General features: G+C 71.3%; 12 protein-coding genes and 1 pseudogene. 6 read left to right on the top strand and 7 right to left on the bottom strand.

Annotation, left to right across the window (positions count from 1 at the left end; genetic code table 11):
* Positions 1–49: 49 nt before the first annotated feature.
* The 3 genes from H9623_RS10340 to ahcY all read right to left on the bottom strand — a co-directional run bounded on the left by H9623_RS10340 (position 50) and on the right by ahcY (position 4,813).
* Positions 50–1,531: a sensor histidine kinase gene (locus H9623_RS10340; RefSeq protein WP_193719970.1), complete on the bottom strand. Its 1,482-nt coding sequence runs from the start codon at positions 1,529–1,531 to the stop codon at positions 50–52.
* A 120-nt stretch (positions 1,532–1,651) separates the two neighbouring features.
* Positions 1,652–3,085 carry a hypothetical protein gene (locus tag H9623_RS10335; protein ID WP_193719969.1) on the bottom strand — a complete coding sequence of 478 codons (1,434 nt, stop codon included), beginning with the start codon at positions 3,083–3,085 and terminating at the stop codon, positions 1,652–1,654.
* Positions 3,086–3,289: 204 nt separating this feature from the next.
* Positions 3,290–4,813: an adenosylhomocysteinase gene (ahcY, locus tag H9623_RS10330; protein ID WP_193719968.1), complete on the bottom strand. Its 1,524-nt coding sequence runs from the start codon at positions 4,811–4,813 to the stop codon at positions 3,290–3,292.
* A 614-nt stretch (positions 4,814–5,427) separates the two neighbouring features.
* Between ahcY and H9623_RS10325 the strand changes: the two genes are divergently transcribed.
* From H9623_RS10325 to H9623_RS10305, 5 genes are all read left to right on the top strand, one after another.
* Positions 5,428–6,849 (top strand): quaternary amine ABC transporter ATP-binding protein, encoded by a 1,422-nt coding sequence (locus H9623_RS10325; RefSeq protein WP_193719967.1) that lies wholly within the window; start codon positions 5,428–5,430, stop codon positions 6,847–6,849.
* The gene (locus H9623_RS10320; protein WP_193719966.1) at positions 6,846–7,721 is read left to right on the top strand and encodes an ABC transporter permease; all 876 of its coding nucleotides are present in this window, start codon (positions 6,846–6,848) and stop codon (positions 7,719–7,721) included. The genes H9623_RS10325 and H9623_RS10320 overlap by 4 nt, the downstream gene beginning before the upstream one ends.
* 105 nt (positions 7,722–7,826) lie before the next feature.
* A complete protein-coding gene (locus tag H9623_RS10315) occupies positions 7,827–8,747 on the top strand; it encodes a glycine betaine ABC transporter substrate-binding protein (RefSeq protein ID WP_193719965.1) in 921 nt (306 codons plus the stop codon).
* Between the two features lie 240 nt (positions 8,748–8,987).
* The gene (locus H9623_RS19805) at positions 8,988–11,195 is read left to right on the top strand and encodes a sunset domain-containing protein (RefSeq protein ID WP_193719964.1); all 2,208 of its coding nucleotides are present in this window, start codon (positions 8,988–8,990) and stop codon (positions 11,193–11,195) included.
* Between the two features lie 226 nt (positions 11,196–11,421).
* Entirely contained in the window at positions 11,422–13,671 is a 2,250-nt protein-coding gene (locus tag H9623_RS10305; RefSeq protein ID WP_193719963.1) for a hypothetical protein, read from the top strand.
* Positions 13,672–13,819: 148 nt separating this feature from the next.
* On the opposite strand, the gene H9623_RS10300 is transcribed toward H9623_RS10305, so the two are convergent.
* Positions 13,820–16,507 carry a bifunctional glycosyltransferase/CDP-glycerol:glycerophosphate glycerophosphotransferase gene (locus tag H9623_RS10300; RefSeq protein WP_193719962.1) on the bottom strand — a complete coding sequence of 896 codons (2,688 nt, stop codon included), beginning with the start codon at positions 16,505–16,507 and terminating at the stop codon, positions 13,820–13,822.
* Positions 16,508–16,547: 40 nt separating this feature from the next.
* The gene (locus H9623_RS10295; RefSeq protein ID WP_193719961.1) at positions 16,548–19,190 is read right to left on the bottom strand and encodes a CDP-glycerol glycerophosphotransferase family protein; all 2,643 of its coding nucleotides are present in this window, start codon (positions 19,188–19,190) and stop codon (positions 16,548–16,550) included.
* An 83-nt stretch (positions 19,191–19,273) separates the two neighbouring features.
* Here H9623_RS10295 and H9623_RS10290 point away from each other — a divergent pair, with 83 nt between their 5' ends.
* A complete protein-coding gene (locus tag H9623_RS10290) occupies positions 19,274–20,059 on the top strand; it encodes an acyltransferase (RefSeq protein ID WP_193719960.1) in 786 nt (261 codons plus the stop codon).
* 16 nt (positions 20,060–20,075) lie between these two features.
* Here H9623_RS10290 and H9623_RS19800 read toward each other — a convergent pair whose 3' ends face one another.
* Together H9623_RS19800 and H9623_RS20185 are read right to left on the bottom strand one after the other, a co-directional pair.
* Complete coding sequence (locus H9623_RS19800) at positions 20,076–21,728, bottom strand: acyltransferase family protein (protein ID WP_265332936.1); 1,653 nt, start codon at positions 21,726–21,728, stop codon at positions 20,076–20,078.
* 145 nt (positions 21,729–21,873) lie between these two features.
* Positions 21,874–22,176, bottom strand: a pseudogene (locus tag H9623_RS20185) (acyltransferase family protein); the annotation flags it as partial.
* Positions 22,177–22,384 lie beyond the last annotated feature (208 nt).

The raw sequence follows: 22,384 nt of genomic DNA, 5'->3' as shown, positions 1-22,384 counted from the left end.
GCCCGAGCGCCTCGGTCGAGGCACCCGGGCCGGCGACGGACGGGGGCGGTCAGACCCTGCTCGGCAGGACGACCGTGACCACCGTAGGCCCACCGATCGGGCTCACGAGGTCCAACGTGCCGTCGACCGAGCGAACCCGTTCCTCGAGCCCCGCGAGCCCGGACCGGTGCCCGCGCGCGTCGGGGGTCGAGACGCGTGCACCGCCCTGGCCGTCGTCGCGCACCCGCAGGCGCAGCCGCGACCCCTGCTCCTCGACGAGCACGTAGACGCCCGTGGCGCGGGCGTGCTTCGCGGCGTTCGTCACGAGCTCGGCGACGCAGAAGTACGCGATGGTCTCGACGGCGGGCGACGGGTCGATGCGCGGGTCGACGTCGACCGTCACGGGCAGCGGCGACCTGGCTGCGAGCGTCTCCAGGGCGACCGCGAGGCCGTTGTCGAGCGCGGGCGGGTGGATGCCCCGGGCCAGCTCACGGAGCTCGACGAGCGCCTCCTTGGTCGAGGCGTGCGCGTTGTCGACCAGCTCGAGCGCCTCGTTCGCGTCGCCCCCGGACGCGAGCTGCTCCTTGGCCTCGCCGAGCTGCATCGCGACCGCCACGAGCCGGGCCTGGGTGCCGTCGTGCAGGTCGCGCTCGATGCGGCGCAGCTTGGCGTCGGCGTCCTCGACGGTCTTGCCGCGGGACTTCTCGAGGTCCGCCACGCGCAGGCTCGCGCGCGTGGGACCGAGCAGGTTGATCGTCAGGAGGCGGAAGAGCTGGGCGAAGCCGCGCACGAGCTGCGGCCACAGCCACCACAGCGCGATCCCCACCGCAGCGAGCGCCGACTGCCGCAGGGGCGTGTCGACGTACCAGTCGGGCGCCATCTGGGCACCGCGGTGCCACTCGCCGTCGGCGCCGAGCTGCTCGGGCAGGTACTGCGACCAGAGCCAGTGCGTCGCGGCCCCGAGCGACACGAAGAAGAACGTGACCGTGACCACGAACGCGGTGAGTGCGAGCGGGAACGTCACGAACATGAACGTCATGGCGCGCCACCCGGGGCCGTCCGAGAGGTTCGACCAGAGCGAGCGCCAGAAGCCCCTGCGGAGCTCGTGCGGTGCGGGGGCGAGCACGTCGACCGAGAGCATCGAGCGTGCCATCGAGCGGTACATCCCGCCCCAGCCGCGCGCCCCGAGGACCAGGCCCCCCGAGACCAGGAGCCCGACGACCGTGACCAGGATGCCCGCGGTGAAGCTCACGGTGAAGACCACGTACGTGAACGCGAACGGGGTGATGAACAGCGACAGCCACAGGTAGCCGAACTCTCGCCAGGTCTGGCCGGCGAACGGGGCCTGGAGGAAGCCCACGGGCTCGCGCAGGTCGACGTAGCGGGGGTCGAGGTCGGCGGCGACGCGTCCGAGACGGGGCGACGAGCCGCTGGTCGGCGAGGCGGGCAGCGGCTCGGTAGCACCGGTGGGCGGAGTCGGGTACCCCGGCGAGGGCTCGCGTGCGGGGGCGGCATCGCCGGACGGCGGCTGGGGGGATGTCACAGCAGACATGGTGGCAGGACTCCTGGATGTGGTTCGAGCGGTCCCACCAGTCTTCCCGGTCGGGGCGCACGTGCCCAGGGTGCGCGCCGCCGTCGTGCAGGGGGGTTGTCCCCCATGTCCCGGGCCGCGCTACGGCGCGGCGGGCGTCCGGGACTCCTCCGGGGCGGGCCCCTCCTGCCCGACGGCGCCGCCCGGCTCGTCCGGTCCGCTCACCGCCGCCGCACCGCGGGCGGGCGCGGACACCACCTGGATCGCGACCACGAGGACGGCCGCGACCAGGGCGATCACGAGGATCGTGCTGCCGCTCGGGTAGCGCGAGAACACCAGCACCGTCAGCGAACCGGCCAGGACCAGTCCGATCAGCGGCCAGCGCAGCCTCGCCACCCAGACCTCGTACGGGTGCGGGGCCCGGCCGCCGTCCCCCGCGTGCCCTCGGCTCGCGGCGCGCACGAGCCGGTTGAAGCCGCCGCGCACGGCCACGGCCGACCGGCTCGGACCCGTGAGGTACGCGGCGAGCGCGACTACCAGCCCGAACGCGAACACCGCGCGCAGCGACGTGCGCAGCGGGACGAGGACCGCGTCGATGAGCGCCGTCGCGGCCGCGGGCGACAGGGTGTCCGAGGGCACCGCGCCCAGGTACAGCGAGCGGCCGACCGTGACCCCGATCGCGAGGAGCGCCATCGCGACGACGTACGCGACGCCGGCGAGCACCACGGCACGACGGCGACGGCCACGGGGCGCCGCCCACACCGCCCCGGCCGCGACGAGCAGCGAGAGCCACGGCAGCACGTTCGCCGCCTTGTTCAGGAACGCCACCGCACGCTGGGCGGTGACGACGTCGTCCGAGGTGAACAGCACGAACTGCGGGTTGATCGACGGCAGGTTCTCCACGAACGTGAAGCCGCGCGCCGAGAGCCGCTGCGTGACCTCGTCGATCATGGGGCCGAGCGAGAGCGTGACCTGCCCGTTCGCGTCGGCCGTGACCGACGTGTCCCCCTCCCCCGTGAGCACCGAGACGAGGTTCTTGTGGGCCTGACGGTTCGCGACGATCCACAGCTCCTCGAACCGCGGGGACGTGACCAGGCGGTCCACGGTCGAGCGCACGAACGACTCGCCCTGGCTCGCGAGCAGCGGCGCCAGCCCCATGACCTGCGGCGGGAGACGCTCGGCGTTCTGGGTGAGCGTCGTGAGCGCCTGCGTCGTGAGGGTCTCGAGGTCGATCCGGTCCAGGATCGCCGCGCTGACCTTGGAGCTGACCTCGGCCTGGATCGCAGGGTCCGCGCCGAGCGGCGTCACGGTCGCCACGTAGTGGTCGGTGTCCATGATCTCCGCGCGCACGTACCGCGCCAGGACCGAGCCGAGCATCAGGACACCCGCCAGGACCAGCAGCACCGCGACGGACGTCCACCGCAGCCACCCGCCCCGACGCCGACCGACCGGACCGGAGGGCTCGACCGGCGGCGCGGCGCGATCGGCGCGCAGACGCCGGACCTCGGCACGCAGGGCCTCGAGCTCTGCTCGCTCGGAGTCGCTGATCGTGGGCTCGCTCGGGACCGTCGCCATCGTCTTCTCCTGTCGGCGCTGCTGGGACCATCGTCGCGCAGGACCCCTGAAAGCGCTCAGGGTGACAGGGTGAACCGCCGGCGGCGACGCTCCGGGGCCCGGGCGACGCATCGACCCCACCCGGGGCGACCACCACGAAGGGCCGGGCTCCTCCTGGAACCCGGCCCTGCGCCGTCGGGCCCCCTCAGGGGCGCGCGGGTCCGCTCAGTAGCGGTAGTGCTCCGGCTTGTACGGCCCCTCGACCGGGATGCCGAGGTAGTCGGCCTGGCTCTTCGAGAGCTCGGTCAGGCGCACGCCCAGCGCGTCGAGGTGCAGGCGCGCGACCTTCTCGTCGAGGACCTTGGGCAGGCGGTACACCTCTCGCTCGTACGTCCGCTCGCCCTCCGGGCGCTTGCTGTCCTCGAACAGCTCGATCTGGCCGATGACCTGGTTCGAGAACGAGTTGCTCATGACGAACGACGGGTGCCCCGTCGCGTTGCCCAGGTTGAGCAGGCGCCCCTCGGACAGGACGATGATCGAGCGCGGCTCCTCGCCGTCGGCTGCGGGGAAGGTCCACTCGTGGACCTGCGGCTTGATCTCGGTGCGCGTGATGCCCGGGATCTGCGCGAGCCCCGCCATGTCGATCTCGTTGTCGAAGTGACCGATGTTCCCGACGATCGCCTTGTTCTTCATCGCGGCCATGTGCTCGGCCGTGACCACGTCCTTGTTGCCCGTGGTCGTGATGAAGAAGTCGGCCTCGCCCAGGACGTCCTCGATGCGCGCGACCTGGTAGCCGTCCATCGCGGCCTGCAGCGCGCAGATCGGGTCGACCTCCGAGACGATGACGCGCGCGCCCTGGCCGCGGAACGCCTCGGCAGCGCCCTTGCCCACGTCGCCGTAGCCCGCGACGAACGCGACCTTGCCGCCCATGAGGACGTCGGTCGCACGGTTGACGCCGTCGGGCAGCGAGTGCCGGATGCCGTACTTGTTGTCGAACTTCGACTTGGTGACGGAGTCGTTGACGTTGATCGCCGGGAACAGCAGCTCGCCCGACTCGGCGAGCTGGTACAGGCGGTGCACGCCCGTGGTGGTCTCCTCGGTCACGCCGAGGAGCTGCTCGGCGATGCCCGTCCAGCGCAGCGGGTCGGCCGCGAGCGCGCGGCGCAGGACGGCGCGCACGACGTTCATCTCGTGCGTGTGGTCCGGCTCGCCCGGCAGGGTGTCCGGGGGGACCGTGCCGAGGCGCTCGTACTGCAGGCCCAGGTGGACGAGCATGGTCGCGTCACCGCCGTCGTCGAGGATGAGGTTCGCGCCCTCGTCGCCCGGCCACAGCAGGATCTGCTCGGTGCAGTCCCAGTACTCCTCGAGGCTCTCGCCCTTCCAGGCGAAGACCGGGACGCCCTGCGGGTCCTCGGGCGTGCCGTGCGGACCGACGGCGATCGCCGCGGCGGCCTCGTCCTGCGTCGAGAAGATGTTGCAGCTCGCCCAGCGCACCTGCGCACCGAGCGCGACGAGGGTCTCGATGAGGACGGCCGTCTGGACGGTCATGTGGAGCGAGCCCGCGATGCGTGCGCCGGCCAGCGGCTGAGACGCACCGAACTCGGCCCGCAGCGCCATGAGCCCGGGCATCTCGTGCTCCGCGAGGCGGATCTGGTGGCGACCCGCCTCGGCGAGGGACAGGTCGCGGACCTTGTAGCGGCCGGGGACCTCGTCGAACGAGGCCTGGGCGGCGGGCGTGGCAGAAGACATGGTGCTCCGAACGACGGTTCCGACGGTGTCGCTCCAGACTACCGGGGGCACCTCGCACGTCGCCGGGGGTGCTCACCGCGCCGTCGGGGGGTGCTCACCGCGCCGCCGGGCAGGTGGCGCGGTGAGCGGCGCCGGTCAGCGCGGATGCCCCGTGCGCCGGACTCGAGAGCGGCGACCTCGGCCATCCCGACGACGCGGTCCACCCGCTCGCGGTAGCAGATCTGCTTGACCAAATCAAGGTCACGAAGCGATAACGATCCCAGAATTGGTCAAAGCCGCGCGGTTGCAACGATAAGTCAGCAAAGGATCTCCCTCGAATCCGCCATGCACGCCTGCTGCTCGGTAGCAATTCGACCTCGGATCGGGCAGGGTGCTGGAGACAGATCGACTCGACGAGGTGCGGCCCCACGCCGCTCCTCGACGGGTCAGAGCCCGCTGCGACGTGCGGTGGCCACCCACCCGGGCGGCCCCCGGCAGCAGGCCTCGATCCGGTGGACCGTGACGCGCCTGACGGCGCTGAGCGCACCGGGAGGTCGCAGCCAGGTCACCCTGGCGCCCTCCGCGGAGCGTTCCGGACCCGCCACGACACCTGGAAGGTGGCGAGACCCGCCAGCATGACCGCAAGCAGCACCAGCACGAGCACGAGCACCGAGCCACCCACGTCGACCGCACCCGTCCTCATCCCGGTCGACACCGAGCCCTTCCCCGGCGCCCACGGCGCCGACCCCCTGCCTGACGACCGGCCCGTGGCCGTGAGGGTCCAGGGCGTCTACAAGGTCTTCGGCCGCCGCCCCCAGGAAGCGGTCCGGCGCCTCAAGGACGGTGCGAGCCGCGCCGACGTCAAGCCCCTGGGGACGGCCGCCGTCATCGACGCGAGCTTCGACGTCAAGCAGGGCGAGATCTTCGTCGTCATGGGCCTGTCCGGCTCGGGCAAGTCGACCCTGATCCGCATGCTCAACGGGCTGTGGAAGCCCACGGCGGGCCACGTCCTGCTGGGCGACGCGGACCTCGCGACCGTGAGCGCCAAGGAGCTGCGCGCACTGCGCCGCAGCCGCGTCAGCATGGTCTTCCAGCACTTCGCGCTGCTCCCCCACCGCACGGTGCTCGACAACGCCGCGTACCCCCTCGAGATCCAGGGCATGGGCAAGGCCGAGCGGCGCGAGAAGGCCCAGCAGGCCCTCGACCTCGTGGGCCTGGGCGGCTGGCAGGACTCCCTGCCCTCGCAGCTCTCCGGCGGCATGCGCCAGCGCGTGGGCCTCGCCCGCGCGCTCGCCGCCGACACCGACATCCTGCTCATGGACGAGGCGTTCTCCGCGCTCGACCCGCTCATCCGGCGCGAGATGCAGGAACAGCTCCTGGACCTGCAGCAGACCCTGGGCAAGACCATCATCTTCATCACGCACGACCTCAACGAGGCCATGCACCTGGGCGAGCGGATCGCGGTCATGCGCGACGGCCGCACGGTCCAGATCGGCACGGCCGAGGAGATCCTGTCCGACCCCGCGAACGACTACGTCGCGCAGTTCGTCGCCGACGTCGACCGCACCCGGGTCCTGACGGCCGCCTCCCTCATGGTCCGGCCCACGGCCGTCGTCCCCCTCGGCGGCGGCCCCCGCGTCGCGAGCCGCACCATGCGCGAGGCGCAGGTGTCGGCGGCCTTCGTCGTCGACCGTCAGCGGGTCCTGCGCGGCGTCGTCCGTGACGACGACGCGGTCGCGCTCCTCAAGTCGAGCGGCGACCACGCCACGAGCATCGAGTCGATCGTGCACGACGGCGTCGCGCCCGTGAGCGTCGACACCCCCCTCTCGGAGCTCTTCGCACCGGCGGCCGAGTCACCGCTGCCCATCGCCGTGACGGACGACAAGAACCGCCTGGTGGGCGTCATCCCGCGCGTGACCCTGCTCGAGGCCATGGTGCCGCCCACGCTCGACGAGCCCGACGTGCCCGACGCCGACGGGACGGACGAACCGTCCCCGACGACCGGAGGCGACACCATCGCAGGAGACGTCCCCACCACGGAAGGAGCGGACGCGTGAGCGCCACCGACACGTTCATCCCCCGCCTGCCGCTCGGTGACTGGGTCGACGTGTTCGTCACCTGGCTCATCGCGACGTTCAAGCCCTTCTTCGCGGTCGTCAAGGACGTCCTGCTGACCTGCTACGACGCCCTCGCGTCGGTCCTCCAGGGGCCGCCGTTCGTCGTCGTCGCGCTCGTCCTGGCCGCCCTCGCGTTCTTCGCCAAGGGATGGCGGCTCGCCGTCACGACCCTCGTCGGGTTCGTCGTCATCGCGAGCGTCGACCAGTGGGACAACGCGATGGCGACGCTCGCCCTCGTGCTCGTGGCCAGCGTGATCGCGCTCGCGATCGGCATCCCGCTGGGCATCTGGGCCGCCCGGAACGACAAGGTCTCACGCGTCGTGCGCCCGGTGCTCGACTTCATGCAGACCATGCCGGGGTTCGTCTACCTCATCCCCATGGTCATGATCTTCCTCACGGGCGCCGTCCCCGGCATCGTCGCGACCGTCGTGTTCGCGCTCGCCCCCGGCGTCCGCTTCACCGAGCTGGGCATCCGGCAGGTGGACTCCGAGGTCGTCGAGGCCGGCCACGCGTTCGGTTCCACCCCCGGGCGCATCCTGCGCCAGATCCAGCTCCCCCTCGCCATGCCGACCATCATGGCCGGCGTCAACCAGGTCATCATGCTCTCGCTCTCGATGGTCGTGCTCGCCGGCCTGGTCGGCGCGGGCGGCCTCGGAGGCGACGTCGTCGCGGCGCTCCAGCGCATCAACATCTCGCTCGGCTTCGAGGCGGGCCTGTCCGTGGTGATCCTCGCGGTCTTCCTCGACCGTGTCACCGCAGCGCTCAGCACCCGCTCGCCCGTCGCCAAGGCGCTCGCCGCCACGGCCGTCTGAGCCTCCGCCCGCCCGGTCCCGCCCGGGCGGCCCCGCACTCCCTGCACCACCACCACCCAGACGGGTCTCGCCGCGCCAGCGGCCTGCCCGCGAAGGAAGGACACCATGTCTCCCGCACGTCACCACCAGGCCCGTCGTCGCACCGCGGTCGTCGCCTCCACGCTGGCCCTGGGCCTCGGGCTCTCGGCCTGCGCCTCGGGCACCGACGCCGGCGGCTCGGGCGAGGCCGACAAGGACATCACCATCGCGATCCACTCGGGCTGGGACGAGGGCATCGCCGTCTCCCACCTGTTCAAGGCGATCCTCGAGGACGAGGGCTACGACGTCAGCACCGAGACCGCCGACCCCGGGATCGTCTACACGGGCATGGCCGGGGGCGACTTCGACCTGAACTTCGACATGTGGCTCCCGCTCACGCACGCCGACTACAAGAAGCAGTACGGCGACGACCTCGAGGACCTCGGTTACTGGTACGACGACGCCAAGCTGACCATCGCGGTCAACGAGGACGCCCCGGTCGACAGCCTCGAGGAGCTCGCCGCGAACGCCGACCAGTTCGACAACCGTCTCGTCGGCATCGAGTCCGGCGCGGGCCTGACCCGCATCACCCAGGACGAGGCCATCCCGGGCTACGGACTCGACGAGATGGACTTCGTCATCTCCTCGACGCCCGCCATGCTTGCCGAGCTCAAGAGCAAGACCGACGCGGGCGAGAACGTCGCCGTGACGCTGTGGCGTCCCCACTGGGCCTACGACGCGTTCCCCGTCAAGGACCTCGAGGACCCGAAGGGCGCCATGGGCGAGGCCGAGAAGATCCACACGGTCGCACGCACCGGCTTCACCGAGGACCACCCCGACGTCGCGTCCTGGATCTCCGCGCTGACCCTGACCGACGAGCAGCTCTTCTCGCTCGAGAACATCATGTTCAACGAGAACGGCGGCTCCGACAACGACGCCTCGGTGCGTGAGTGGCTCGAGGCGAACCCGACGTTCGTCGACGACCTCAAGGCCGCCGCGAAGGCCTGACCTCCGCTCCCCGCCTCGCGACAGGCCGGCACCCCACGGGGGTGCCGGCCTGTCGTGCGTCCAGGCCCGACGGCGGCGGGGACCTCCCGTGCGCGGGCCGGGCTCCGCCGTCGGGCCCGCGGAAGAACTTCACCCGCTCGAGGCGGGCCGATCCCGTCCACGGGCGCCCACGGGCGGTGGGCGACGGCTAGTCTCGGGTCGCCGACCCACGGTGGGACGGCCACACGAAGTGGAGCCCGCATGTCTCGTCCCTCGTCCTCCCGCCGGTTCCCCGGGCTGCTGACAGCGGCCGTCACGGCACTGTCGATCCTCGTGGCCCCCGCGGCCGTCGCGGCACCTGCCGGCCCCGAACCTGTCGGCAGCGCACAGGTCTCGTCCGCTGCGGACCCGGTCCCCCCGCCGGCCCCCGTCGTGGTGCCGCCCACCGACCGACCGGTGATCGGCGGGATCCCGGTCCCGGGCGAGACGGTCACCGTCTACACCCTGCCGTGGTTGCCGGAGGACGTGACGCTCACCTACCAGTGGTTCGCCGAGCACGAGGGCACCACCGTTCCGGTCGCCGGCGCCACCGGCCCCGACCTGCTCGTGACCGACGACCTGATGGGCGCGACGCTCCTCGCCGAGGTCACGGGCTCCGCGACCGGCGCCGACCCGGTCACCGTGAGGACCGCCCCGACGCCCCCGGTCAGCGCGAGGGTCCTGGGCGACTTCGTCCCGACGATCGTCGGGAAGCCAGCGTTCGGCTCGACCCTGTCGGTCACCACCCCCACCTGGCCCGTTCCCGTCGACCTGAGGTACGAGTGGTTCCGCGACGGTGTGTCGACGGCCTACGGCGAACCGACGTACCGCCCGCTCCTGACCGACGTCGGCGCCCGCATCTCGGTCAGGGTCACGGCGTCCCGTCCCGGGTACGAGGCCGTGACCGCTGCCAGCACCCCCACGACACCCGTGACCCTCGCCGCGTTCACGACCTCACCCGATCCCACGCTCGCCGGGACAGTCCGGGTCGGCTCGCGCGTGGACGCCATGACCGGTCGCTGGACCGAGGGCGCGAGCTTCACCTACCAGTGGCTCGTCGACGGCAAGCCCGTCCCCGGGGCCACCGCCTCCACCTACACTCCCGTCGCTGCGGACCACGGCAAGAAGCTCGCCGTCACGCTGAGGGCATCCAGGTACGGGTACGAGACCGTGGCCCGGACGAGCGCCGCGCAGGTCGTCGCCGCGGGCGTGTTCTCGGCGTCGCCGGTCCCGGTCGTCGCGGGAGCGGTCCGGGTCGGGAGCAAGCTCACCGCCCAGCCCGGGACCTGGACCCCCGGAGCCACCTTCACCTACCAGTGGAAGGCCAACAACCTCGCGATCAAGGGCGCGACCACCGCGACCTACACCCCCACCGCGACCGACCTCGGCAAGCGCCTGACCCTCACCGTCACCGCCACCCGCCCCGGCTACACCACCAAGACCCTCACCAGCACCGCCACCACCGCCGTCACCGCCGGCATCTTCACCACCGCCCCCGCACCCAAGATCACCGGCACCGCACGCGTCGGCTCCACCCTCACCGCCTCACGCGGCACCTGGTCCCCCACCGCGACCTACACCTACCAGTGGAAGCGCAACGGCATCGCCATCAAGGGCGCCACCCGCTCCACCTACACCCTCACCACCGCCGACCACGCCAAGCGCATCACGTTCACCGTCACCGCCAAGCGCACCGGCTACACCACCACCACCCGCACCAGCACCGCCACCGCCACCGTCGTCAAGCCCTTCACCACGACCAAGGCCCCCACCATCACCGGCACCGCACGCGTCGGCTCCACCCTCCGAGCCACCGCACCCACCTGGACCCCCGCCGCCACCACCACGACCTACCAGTGGAAGGCCAACGGCACCCCCATCACCGGAGCCACCCGCAACACCCTCACCCTCACCACCGCCCACCACGGCAAGACCATCACCGTCACCACCACCGGCAAGCGCACCGCCTACATCACCGCCACCCGCACCAGCACCCCCACCGCGGCAGTGACCCGTGCGTTCGCGTCCACGTCCGCTCCGGTGGTCTCCGGCAACGCCTGGTTGGGCACCACGCTCTCGGCGTGGACCCCGGCATGGTCGCCCAGCGCGTCGCTGACCTACACCTGGAAGCGGGACGGCGTCACGATCCCCGGCGCGCGCAGCACGTCCTACCGCCTGACCGCGAGCGACGTGGGCAAGCGGATCACCGTGACCGTCACGGGATCGCGCTCCACCTACGCGACGGCGAGCCGCGTGAGCGCTCCGACCGCGAAGGTCAGCAGCTGCCGTGTCAAGGGGAACCACTCCAGCTCGGGCGAGTGGATCTACCACGTACCGGGAGGCCAGTTCTACGCCGTGACCATCCCTGAGGCGTGCTTCGACACCGAGGCGCAGGCCGTCGCGGCGGGCTACCGCAAGTCGAAGCGGTAGCGCTTGCTCGCCCGTCCTGGGCTCGAAGAGGGGTCGGCTCCGTCGGGAGTCGGCCCCTCTTTCGTCCGGCGGGCCTGCCGCCCTGTGCGGGCCGGGTGTCGACCACCGGATAATTCACCCGCCCCTGCTCGCCCAGAAGGGACATTTCGGTATCCGCAGGCACTCCAGTACCACTAGTCTCTGGTCGCCGACCCACGGTGGGGCGGCTACTCGAAGTGGAGCCCGCATGTCACGAACCTCCTCCGCGCGCCACCGCGCGCGGATCCTCACGGCGACGGTCACGGCCCTGTCGCTGTTCGTCGGTCCCGTCGCCCTTGCCGGCGCCGCGAAGGCAGAGCCGACCGCCGAGCCCGCGGCGGTCGAGACTGCCGTCGAGGCCCCTCCCGCTCCTGAGCCGCCTGCCGCAGGAGGACCGGGCGAGGCCGCTCCCACCGAGCCGGCGGTCGACGAGACCCCGACCGTCGTCGCACCGGAGCAGGCTCCCGCTGTCACGGGGACACCGCAGGTCGGTGCCACCGTCACGGTCACGAGCGACGGCTGGACCCCGGCCGCCACGGCGCTCACGTACCAGTGGTTCGCGGACGAGATCGCGATCGAGGGTGCGACCGAGGCCACCCTCTCGATCCCCGCGACCCTCGCCGGCGTGGTGCTCCGCGCCGACGTGACCGGCACGCTCGACGGCGCAGCTCCCGTGACGGTCTCGAGCGCCCCGACGGCACCCGTCTCCGACGGGACGCTCGTCACCACCGTCCCGGTCATCAGCGGCTCTGCGGCCGTCGGGTCGACCCTCACGGTCACGATCCCCTCCTGGTCGCCCGCGGCAGCGCTCTCGATCCAGTGGCTGCGTGACGGCCAGCCGATCCTCGGTGCCACCGGCCCGTCGATCGTCCTGGGCGCCTCCGACGCCGGAGCCTCCTTCAGCGTGAGCGTCACCGGGTCCCTCCCCGGCTACGCGACGCAGTCCGTCGTGAGCGCCTCGACCGCCAAGGTGGCCCTGGCCGTGTTCTCGGCGTCGCCGGTCCCGGTGGTCTCCGGGACGGCACGCGTGGGCAGCACCCTCACCGCCCAGCCCGGGACCTGGGCCCCCGGAGCGGCCCTGAGCTACCAGTGGAAGGCCAACAACCTCGCGATCAAGGGCGCGACCACCGCGACCTACACCCCCACCGCGACCGACCTCGGCAAGCGCCTGACCCTCACCGTCACCGCCACCCGCCCCGGCTACACCACCAAGACCCTCACCAGCACCGCCACCACCGCCGTCACCGCCGGCATCTTCACCACCGCCCCCGCACCCAAGATCACCGGCACCGCACGCGTCGGCTCCACCCTCACCGCCTCACGCGGCACCTGGTCCCCCACCGCGACCTACACCTACCAGTGGAAGCGCAACGGCATCGCCATCAAGGGCGCCACCCGCTCCACCTACACCCTCACCACCGCCGACCACGCCAAGCGCATCACGTTCACCGTCACCGCCAAGCGCACCGGCTACACCACCACCACCCGCACCAGCACCGCCACCGCCACCGTCGTCAAGCCCTTCACCACGACCAAGGCCCCCACCATCACCGGCACCGCACGCGTCGGCTCCACCCTCCGAGCCACCGCACCCACCTGGACCCCCGCCGCCACCACCACGACCTACCAGTGGAAGGCCAACGGCACCCCCATCACCGGAGCCACCCGCAACACCCTCACCCTCACCACCGCCCACCACGGCAAGACCATCACCGTCACCACCACCGGCAAGCGCACCGCCTACATCACCGCCACCCGCACCAGCACCCCCACCGCCAAGGTCGCCTGGCCGGTCGGCATCGCGACCCCGAGGATCACGGGCCAGCCGCAGGCGTCATGGGTCAGCACCGGTCAGAACGCGAAGTTCACCGTCACCGCTACCGGGGGTGGCCTGAGCTACCAGTGGCAGGTCAGCGACGACGGGACGACCTGGACGAACATGGTCGGCAGGACGACGTCCACCCTGTCCTTCACGGCGAAGACCGTCCACGGGAGCAAGCAGTACCGTGTCAAGGTCTCGAACGTCGCCGGGACGAGGTACTCGACGCCGGTGTTCCTCTTCGTCGACTCGACGCGGACCGACCCCTACCGTCCCGGGCACCTGTTCCCGCTGACGTCGTGGATCGGCGTGTTCGGGAGCACGAGCAACACCCCCTACGCAGGCAGCTCCCACCTCCTGACGGCTCCTGCCGCCGTCTGCTACTCGGGCGAGGGCACCGCCTATCCGTGGCTGGACCTCGACGTGGAGTTCGTCGGGTCGAACGGCGTCGTCTACGACGACGGCGACGCCTACGTCCCGGGGAGCATCTGGGAAACGCCGGCGATCGGATACGACGAGTGCGCAGAGTTCACGGCAGTCGCCGTCGTGCCGAGCGCCTACATCTCAGGTGGCACGTGGCGGGTTCGGGACACCTCGTCCTGGGAGTACGTCTCGATCCAGTACGTGGCAAGGTCTTGACCTGCCCGCCCACCTCGCTGCGGTGAGCCTGCCCTGCCCGACGTGCACCCACGTCGGGCCGGGACTCCGCTCGCCGCACCGGTGACGCTGCCGACATGACGACGGGCCCGACTCCTGCAGGAGTCGGGCCCGTCGTCATGTCCGCGCCTCAGACCCAGCGCATGTCCTTCTCGATCTTCGCGATCGCCTTCACGACGCGTTCGCTGTTGCTGCCGCCGCGGTGGGGAAGGGCCTGCTCCATCCGGGCCAGGTACTCGTCCTGGGGCCTGCCGCCGTCGCCGACGATCGTCTCCACGGAGGAGAGGACCGACTCGGCGTCCGTGTGCACCGGTCCGAACCCGTCGCGGGCGTAGTCGAAGTACCCCACCCGCATGGTGTGCCCACCTCCGAAGACCCGGTCCCTGTCGAACTGGTAGTAGACGCTCGGTCGCCTGATGACCGCGGCGTCGAAAGCGACCGACGTGTAGTCCGTCACGAGGACCTTCGCCCGCGCGATCATCTCCTGGACGTCGACGCTCTCGTAGCTGCCGACCGTGACCCAGTCGGGCAGGCCCCAGGCCCCGAGATAGGGCGAGAGGTTGGGGTGAGGCATGAGGACGACCTTGGTCCTGGTACGGACCGCGAGCTCACGGAGCGTGTCCGACGTCAGCAGGGCGCGCCACGCGGTCGCGAAGTCCGACGACCCGAAGGAGGCGTCGGCCGCGCGCGCCCCCGTCACGTCGCGTTCTCCGACCAGGTAGTGACGCCACGTCGGCATGACGAGGATGGTGTCGCGACGACCGTCCCACTCCTTCCCGAGCTTCACCAGCCGGTCGTGTCGCGGGAGTCCGGCCCGCACGACCTCGCGTGCCGTCAGGTCGTAGGAGCTGCCGTCGCCCACGAACGACTCGTGCTCGCCCGTCGTCGTGGTGACCAGGAGACGGATCGGCTTCCCCCGCAGCCACCTCGAGATGTCGTCCTTGGTCACGCCGTGCTGGAGGAACACGAAGCGCCAGCGGAGCGGCCCGAGGTCCTTCATCTCCGGAGGGCGGTACACGAACGCGTCGGCGTGCGACGAGACCATGAACGTGGCGTTGAGCGCGAGGAGCTTCCATGCGAAGGACCCGTACGGCACGACGCGCTTGTAGCCCTCGCGACGAAGACGCTTCCAGTCCGCCGTCCCCCTCCGGATCACGAACCACCCGTTGATCTCACGGTGTTTCGCCCGCAGGTGCTTGAACAGGTGCTCGGCGCTGTCGGACGCATTGCTGTCACGGTCCATGAGGACCCAGGCGTCGGCGAAGAACCGACGGACCAGCCTCGACTCCGCGATCCGCTGGGTCCGGGCGGCTCCGCGAGCCGTTCGTGCCTTCTCACCGAAGGTGCGTTCCCACCATCCGGTCGAACGCTTGGGGTTCTTGACGCCCGCCTTGGGCTTGCGGAACCTCGGGATGTTCCCGAAGAGCTTGTCGACGTCCCCGGCCCGGATCACGGTCGGCACGAGGTGCTGACCCTGCCGGACGAGCGGCATGGCCACCCCGTCGAGCCGAATCTCGATCGTCCCCCGCATGGGCAACCATATGATGCGCTCCCACATCATCGGTCGCTCGGCGTGCTCGATCCTGCGGTACTTCGCCTTGGTCGTCGTCGCGACCCGGCCTGAGACGAGGATCTCCTCGGTGGGCCGTCGACCCACGAAGTGATAGGTCAGCCGGACCCAGCGTTCCGTCGTGTCGACGGTCTGGAGGGTCACCCTCGGCGTGACCCAGTCCTCGGCCACCAGCCCGCGCTCGAGCACGAGCCGCCGGATCAGGGGCATCGGCGTGATCGCGTACGAGCGGATGGCGTCCGTGCCGATGTACCTGCGGATCTCGAACATGAGATCGATGTACTCGTCTGCCACCCCGACGGTGGCTGCGCTGCGCCCGAACATCCCCTCGTCGGCCGAGAGCAACCATTGGAGCTCGTAGACGAGCAGCGTCTGGAGCCAGCGCGGGACCTCTCCCGTCGCCTCGACGGCGCGCTTCGCTGCGTCCAGGTAGCCGAACCGGAGAACGTTCGTGAAGCGCTCGGGGTGCGTGAGCGCGGTGTCGATCTGGGACGAGCCGGCGGCTCGCTTGCGGTACCTGTAGCGGGCGTCGGCCACGAACCCGACGGCCGACGACCGCGCTCCGAGCAGGTAGCGCACGATGAAGTGCCCGTCCTCGAAGTTCGGGCGGATCCGCTCGTCGAAACGGAGGTCGAGGCCTTCCATCACCTCGCGCCGGAAGAACCCGGTGGCTGCCGACAGGTGGAAGTAGTCGGGGAACCGGGAGATGTCCACCACCTGGTTGCCGCGCTCGAACCGGAACCGGAGCGGGTGCGAGTCGGTGAGCTGCCCGGTCGCCTCGTGGAGGAAGACCAGCTTGGTCACCGCCATGGACACCTCACCGTTCGCCTCGAGGAAGGCGCGGACCGAGCGGAAGTAGCCGCTCTCCAGGATGTCGTCCGGGTCGGCGAAGGTCACCCACGGGGTCTCGACCAGGGCCAGACCCGCGTTGCGCGCCGCCGCCGCTCCCCCGTTCTCCTGATGGATCACCTGGACGAGTCCTGGCGACCGCTCCGCCCACGCATCGAGGAGTGCGCCGCTCGAGTCGGGCGACCCGTCGTCGACGGCGACGACGCGGACGCCCGCGAGGTCCTCCCCCTGCTGCTCCAGGGAGTGGATGAAGTCGGCCAGGTAGTCCTCGGCTCCGTACACCGCCGTGACCACGGTCAGCCACGGGAGGGATCTGTCAGGGTCGATCTGGTGCGACTCCCCAGCGGGGTCCGTCTCGACCGCGCTCCCCACTGCTTGCATCACTTCGGTCTTCCCCATGTTCGAGTACTCGCGTCTCGCATCGGACGTCGAGGACATCCTAGAGGCTGCCGAAGGCCCTTCCGGCGGCCTCTCGCCCCCCGGTCCCGGGGACGGCAGGAACACGTGGGGTCGGTCGGTTGGGCGGCGACGGGGGGACCGCGACAGGGGCATCGCTCGTCGGCGTATCCAGCTCGTGGACGGCGTGCAGAACGCGCTCGCACGCCCCGTCGTCCGGGGCGGGGAACGCCGCTGCGGCCCGCTCCTGGTAGAGCGGGGAGAGCTCGAACCCGTCCTGGGCGATGTCGCGCAGAGCGGCGAGAAGTGCCTCCTCGGTCTCGACCACCGGGCCGAACCCGTCCTCCGGATAGCCGAAGTACCCCTGGCGGACCGTGTGGGTCCCCCCGAACGCCTCGGCCTGGTCGAACTGGTAGTACGCCATGGGCCTGCGGATCAGCGCGGTGTCGAAGACGATGGACGAGAAGTCCGTGACGACCACGCGCGCGCTGACGAGCACCTCCTGGATGTCGTTGCCGGCGTAGGTGAGCACCTCGACGTGGTCAGGCACGTCGAGGCTGGCGAGGTAGGGCTGGATGTTGGGGTGCGGCATGAAGGCGATCCGTAGCCCGTGGTCGGACGCAAAGGCGCGCAGCTCCTCGGAGCGCAGCAGCCCCCACCAGGCGCGGGCGTAGTGCGTCTGCTCGAAGTCCTCCCGGAGCGCGCGCCGTCCGGTCGCGTCCGCCTGGCCCACCAGGAGGTACTCCCGCCACGACGGGACCAGGAGCAGACGGTCCTGGCGGACGGACCCCGACCGGTCGAGCGAGACGAGCCGGTCGTGCCGAGGCAGACCCGTCAGGACCACCTCGCGGGGCGTGTACCTGTACAACCCTCCGTCCCCCGCGATCGACGCGAACTCCGCGGGCGTCGAGGTGACGAAGAGATCGAAGGTGCGCCGGTTGAGCCAGCGCGACAGGTCGGTCGCGATGACCCCGTGCTGGAGAAAGACGAACTTCCACGACCGCCGTCCGAAGGGCCGGAGCGCCTCGGGGTTCGAGACGTACGGGCCGGCCTGCGAGGACAGGACGTGCGTCGCGTTGAGGCACACGAGCTTCCACCGGAGGGAGCCGTAGGCGAGGACCTGCGCGCCGTGGTCCGCGCGAAGACGCTTCCAGTCCGCGGTCCCCCGCTCGACGGCGAAGAACGCCCGATGGTCCGGCCTGGTCCGGCGCAGGTGGGCGAACAGGTGCTCGGCATTGTCGTTGGCGCTCTCGACCCGGTCCAGCAGGACCCAGGCCCCGGCAAAGCGCCGGCGCACGGCACCTGTCCCGGCCAGCATCAGCACGAGCTTCTCGCGCCACCACGACGGGCTCGCGAGCTTGCGTGCCTGCTGCCCGGGCGTCAGGCTCGGCGCTTCCTTCCTCGGGGCGAAGGCCGCCGCGACGGCTGCGGCCGTCCACCGACGCCGCGGTTCGCGCGGTCGCGTCCGCGCCACCCGGACGGTGGCTCCGTCGAGCTCCAGCCGCACGTCCTGCCCGTGCTGCACCCACAGGATGCGCTCACTGACGAGGGTGCGGCCCGCGTAGGCGTGGGACCGCGTCTTGGCCCATCGAGGGCGCGAGGGCGCCCCGTCCACGAGAACCTCCTCGGCCGGGAGGTCGCCCGTGAACAGGTACGCGAGGCGCACGAGTCTCCGCGGTCGGTCACGTGCCTCGAGCAGGGCGGTCTCCTCGTGCCAGGTCCTTCCCCGGAGCCCGTGCTCGATCGCCGCCCGTCGCACGGGCGGGACCTGGGCCTCGTCGAGGACGTCGGTGCTCAGCCGGGCGCAGACCTGGGACAGCAACGCGTGGAACTCGGTCGAGAGATGGTGCATCTCAGCGTTCATCTGCCCGCTCAGCGCCTCGTCGGCCCGGAAGTACCACTGCAGGTCCGACAGCACCATGTGCTGCGCCCACGGCGGGGCGTCGTCCCCCAGGACGACGAGGTGCCCGTCCCGGAGCGACTCGACGAACCGTCGCGGGTCGGCGAACGACGACCGTCCGCCCGTCAGCTCGTCGTCCCGCTCCCCGAACACGTAGGCGGCCCCTGGCACCCACGCGACGGTGGGAGCCGACGCTGCCCGCAGCGCCCCGGCCAGCAGCCGCGCGTCGGCGAATCCCGCGGCGAGGCGCGCGTCCAGGCGCGGCCCGGCGGAGCCCAGGAGGTCGGCACGGACCGCCGAGTCGCGCAGGAGGGTCGGGGCGAGCTCGGGCTGCCGGCGCAGGTCCACGAGGTGCAGAGCCTCCGAGCCGGCGTCTTCGGCCGACACCCCGCGGAGCACCGCTGCCTCCGGAAAGGCCGTCGCTCCTTCCAGGTATCGCTTCCATGCCCCGGGAAGAGGCAGGTCTCGGACGTCGGGGACGTGGACCCAGGTCTGCGCGGCCGGCCATCCCGTCGGCAGCGGGGCCGTGAGCACGGCGTTCCGCCCCTCGATCAGGTCGTCAGGCCCGTCGACGAGCTCGACGGTCGGGGCGTGCGCCGCGGCCCAGCGCGTGGCCAGAGCCCGGACCTCCGCGTCCGAGCTCACGAGGAGGACCCGTGCCCGATCCCCCAGCCCCTCGAGGTCCGGCTCGATACCGGCCAGGAACGTCGCCACGGTCGCGGGGTCGGCCCCCAGGACCACTCCGACGAGCAGGTGGGCGGGGTCGGCAGCTCTTCGCGATTCCATGTCTTCCTTCGTTGCGGTCGTGCGCTGCGCGGTAGTCTACGGCCGCGGCGACCGGCCTCCGGACAGGCCCTAGACTGCCACCCATGCCGATCACCCTCACCTCCCTGGAACCCTACGAGGACGAGGCAGGAAACCGTGTCGAGTCCTCGGGTTCCGGCCAGCACGGAACAGTCAAGATCGTCATCCGGGGCAAGAACAACCGTGTGGTCGTGGCTCCCGGTGCGATGGTCAGCAGGCTGCAGCTCACCTTCGATGCCAACAACGGCACGTTCTACCTGGGGGCCAACCCCCGGCAGAGCTGGACCGACTACAACGTCCGGATCGCGGAGGACTCCACGGTGCGGATCGGCGACGGGGTCACGACGACGACGACCGTGCTGATCTCCGCGGTCGAGGGGACCACGGTGGCGGTGGGGAACGACGTGATGTTCGCGAGCGGCAACCAGCTGCGCGGCGACGACGGGCACCCCATCTTCGACATCCGCACGGGGCTCCGCGTCAACCCTGCCCGGGACATCACGGTCGGCGACCACGTCTGGATGGGGCGCGAGGCCGTGGCGCTGGGCGGTGCCGACATCGGCCGCGGGTCGGTGATCGGCTTCCGTTCGCTGGTCAAGGGACGCATCCCCAACAACGTCATCGCGGCCGGGACCCCCGCCCGCGTCCTGCGACGCGACATCGCCTGGGAACGGCCCCACCTCGGGTTCGTCAAGCCGTACTACAAGCCCGACGCGTCGACCGTCACCAAGTCTGCCTACTGGGACCTCACGGAGGACGAGGGGGACGCCGCGCCGCGGATCATCAAGAGGTCCCTCGCCGGGCGGGTGCGCGCGCGGGCGACGAGGATGCTCGGCGGCACCGGACGCTGAGCGGGCCCCTCGTCGATCATCCCGCGATGCGTTGCTCCATGGCGGCCGTGACCTCGGGCTCGAGCGTCGCGGCAAAGGTCGCCGACAGGTGCCCGTGGTCGAAGAAGGTGACGACCCCTCCGAGCACCGGCGCGCAGTAGCCGTCGGGGCAGACGAGGTCGTTGACGTCGAGGACGCTGACGAGGCCGGAGGCGTCGGCGGCACCTGCCTCGGCCAGCGGGTCACGTTCGATCCCGTCGGCGAGGTCCATGCCGCACGCGCTCGTGTCGCCCTCGGCCGTCTCGAGGCACGTCGGGACGTCCACCTTGGCCACCGGGGTGTCGCGGACCACCAGGACAGGGGTGCCTGAAGCCGTGATCCGGCCCAGCACCGTCGCGTACGAGGCGCGAGCGACGTCGCCCTTCTGGTCGGCGGGCACCCCGACCAGCTCGGCGTACGTCCGGTCGGACATCACGACGAGGTCGAACGTGCCGTCGGACACCTCGTCGACCGCCCACCGGTTCGTCTCGAGGCACCCGTCGGTCGCCCGCTGGTCGTCGAAGACGACCGGTACGTCGACCGTGTAGCAGCTTGACTGCAGGTAGGTCGTGAGCTGCCACCCGTTCTCCTCGACGGCAGGGAGCATCGCCGGGACCCAGTGTCCAGCGTGCGAGTTGCCGACGACCGCCACGCGTGCGGACGGCGCCGAGCTCCCGTAGGTGCAGGTCCTGTGCAGCTCGAAGGGCGGGCTGTTCCAGCACCCGTCGGCGTAGACGATCGGCTTGTCGGTCTTGGCGAACGTGGGCGAGGTGACCAGCTCCTCCCCCTCGAGCTCGCACGTCCTGTCTCGTGCGGCACCTGCGCCCAGGCACTGCTGGGCGCGCTCCGCCGCGGCCTGCGCCGCCGCGGCCGCCGACCGTGCGTCGGCCACGGTCTTGACGTGGAGCGCTACCGCGGCGCCTCCGACCACCAGGGCCGACACCACGAGCAGCGCGAAGGTCCTGCGCAGGCGCCCCTTGATCCAGGGGTCGTCGCGCAGCGGGTCCTCGACCCACCGCTTCGACAGCTCTGCCAGCAGCAGAGCCACCAGCACGAGGACCACCTTCTCCGACCAGGTCGACGGGTGTCCCAGCACGAACGGCGCGACGACGATCAGCGGCCAGTGCCACAGGTAGAGCGAGTAGGAGACCCCACCGAGCCACTGCACCCAGCGGTGGGCGAGGCCGCGCCCCGGGCCGTACCGGAGGTCGTCGGGAGCCGCGGCGATGACCATCGCGGTACCGAGCGTCGGGAGGGCGGCGGCAGCACCGGGGAAGGGCGTCGAGGCGGAGAAGGACCAGACGGCCACGGCGATCATCCCCAGCCCCGACCACGCCAGGACCACCCGAGCCGTGGGGTGGAGCCGTAGCGGCCGCCAGGCGACGAACGCGGCGAGCACCGCTCCGATGCCGAGCTCCCAGAAGCGCGTCGTGGAGACGAAGTACGCGGCGGGCGGGTTCGTGCCCGTCAGGTGGACCGACCAGGCGAACGACGCCAGCACCACGGTCCCGACGACCGCCAGCGGGAACCACCGGAGGCTGGACCGGCGCCTGGCGACGAACCAGGCGCCGGCCCCCAGCAGGATCGGCCACAGGATGTAGAACTGCTCCTCCACGGACAGGGACCAGTAGTGCTGCACCGGTGAGGCCATCTCCCTCCGCGGCGAGATAGTCCGTCGACGACCACGCGAGCACCCAGTTCTCCAGGTAGAACGTGGAGGCGAGGACCTCGCGCGCGACCGTCGTGTGCACGGTCGCGGGAAGCCAGACGACCGTGGCGACGAGAGACGCGAGCAGGACGACGCTCGCTGCCGGGATCAGCCGACGCACCCGGCGCGCCCAGAACCCCAGGAGGTCCTTGACGGACCGCACAGGGCGACACAGCAGGTGCGAGGTGATGAGGAAGCCCGAGATCACGAAGAAGACGTCGACGCCGACGAACCCACCGGTCAACCGGTGAGGCCAGAGGTGGTAGAGCAGGACGGCCGCGACGGCGATCGCCCGCAAGCCCTGGATGTCCGCGCGTTGGGTGCCGGCGGTCGAGACCGTCTGCGACGGCGGCTCGTCGACTCGCCGCAGGCTCGTCACGTCGGTGCTCATGGGACATCACTCTCTGGTCTGCCCGTCGGGCACGGGACATGAGGACGCGACGGCGATGCGACGCGTCCGGACAGGTGGAAGGGGCGGACGGAGCTCGTGAGCCCGTCAGGACGGTGGTTCCCGCGCCTAGATGTACTGACCAGGACCGTTGTTGACGTGAAGAGAGACCTCCGTGTCGAGTGGGAGCTGTCTAGGAACCCGGCTCTGA

This window comes from Oerskovia douganii (assembly GCF_015142735.1).
GTDB lineage: Bacteria > Actinomycetota > Actinomycetes > Actinomycetales > Cellulomonadaceae > Oerskovia > Oerskovia douganii.
The sequence above is the reverse complement of the archived record's forward strand: the minus strand, read 5'-3'. Positions and strand labels throughout refer to the sequence as shown.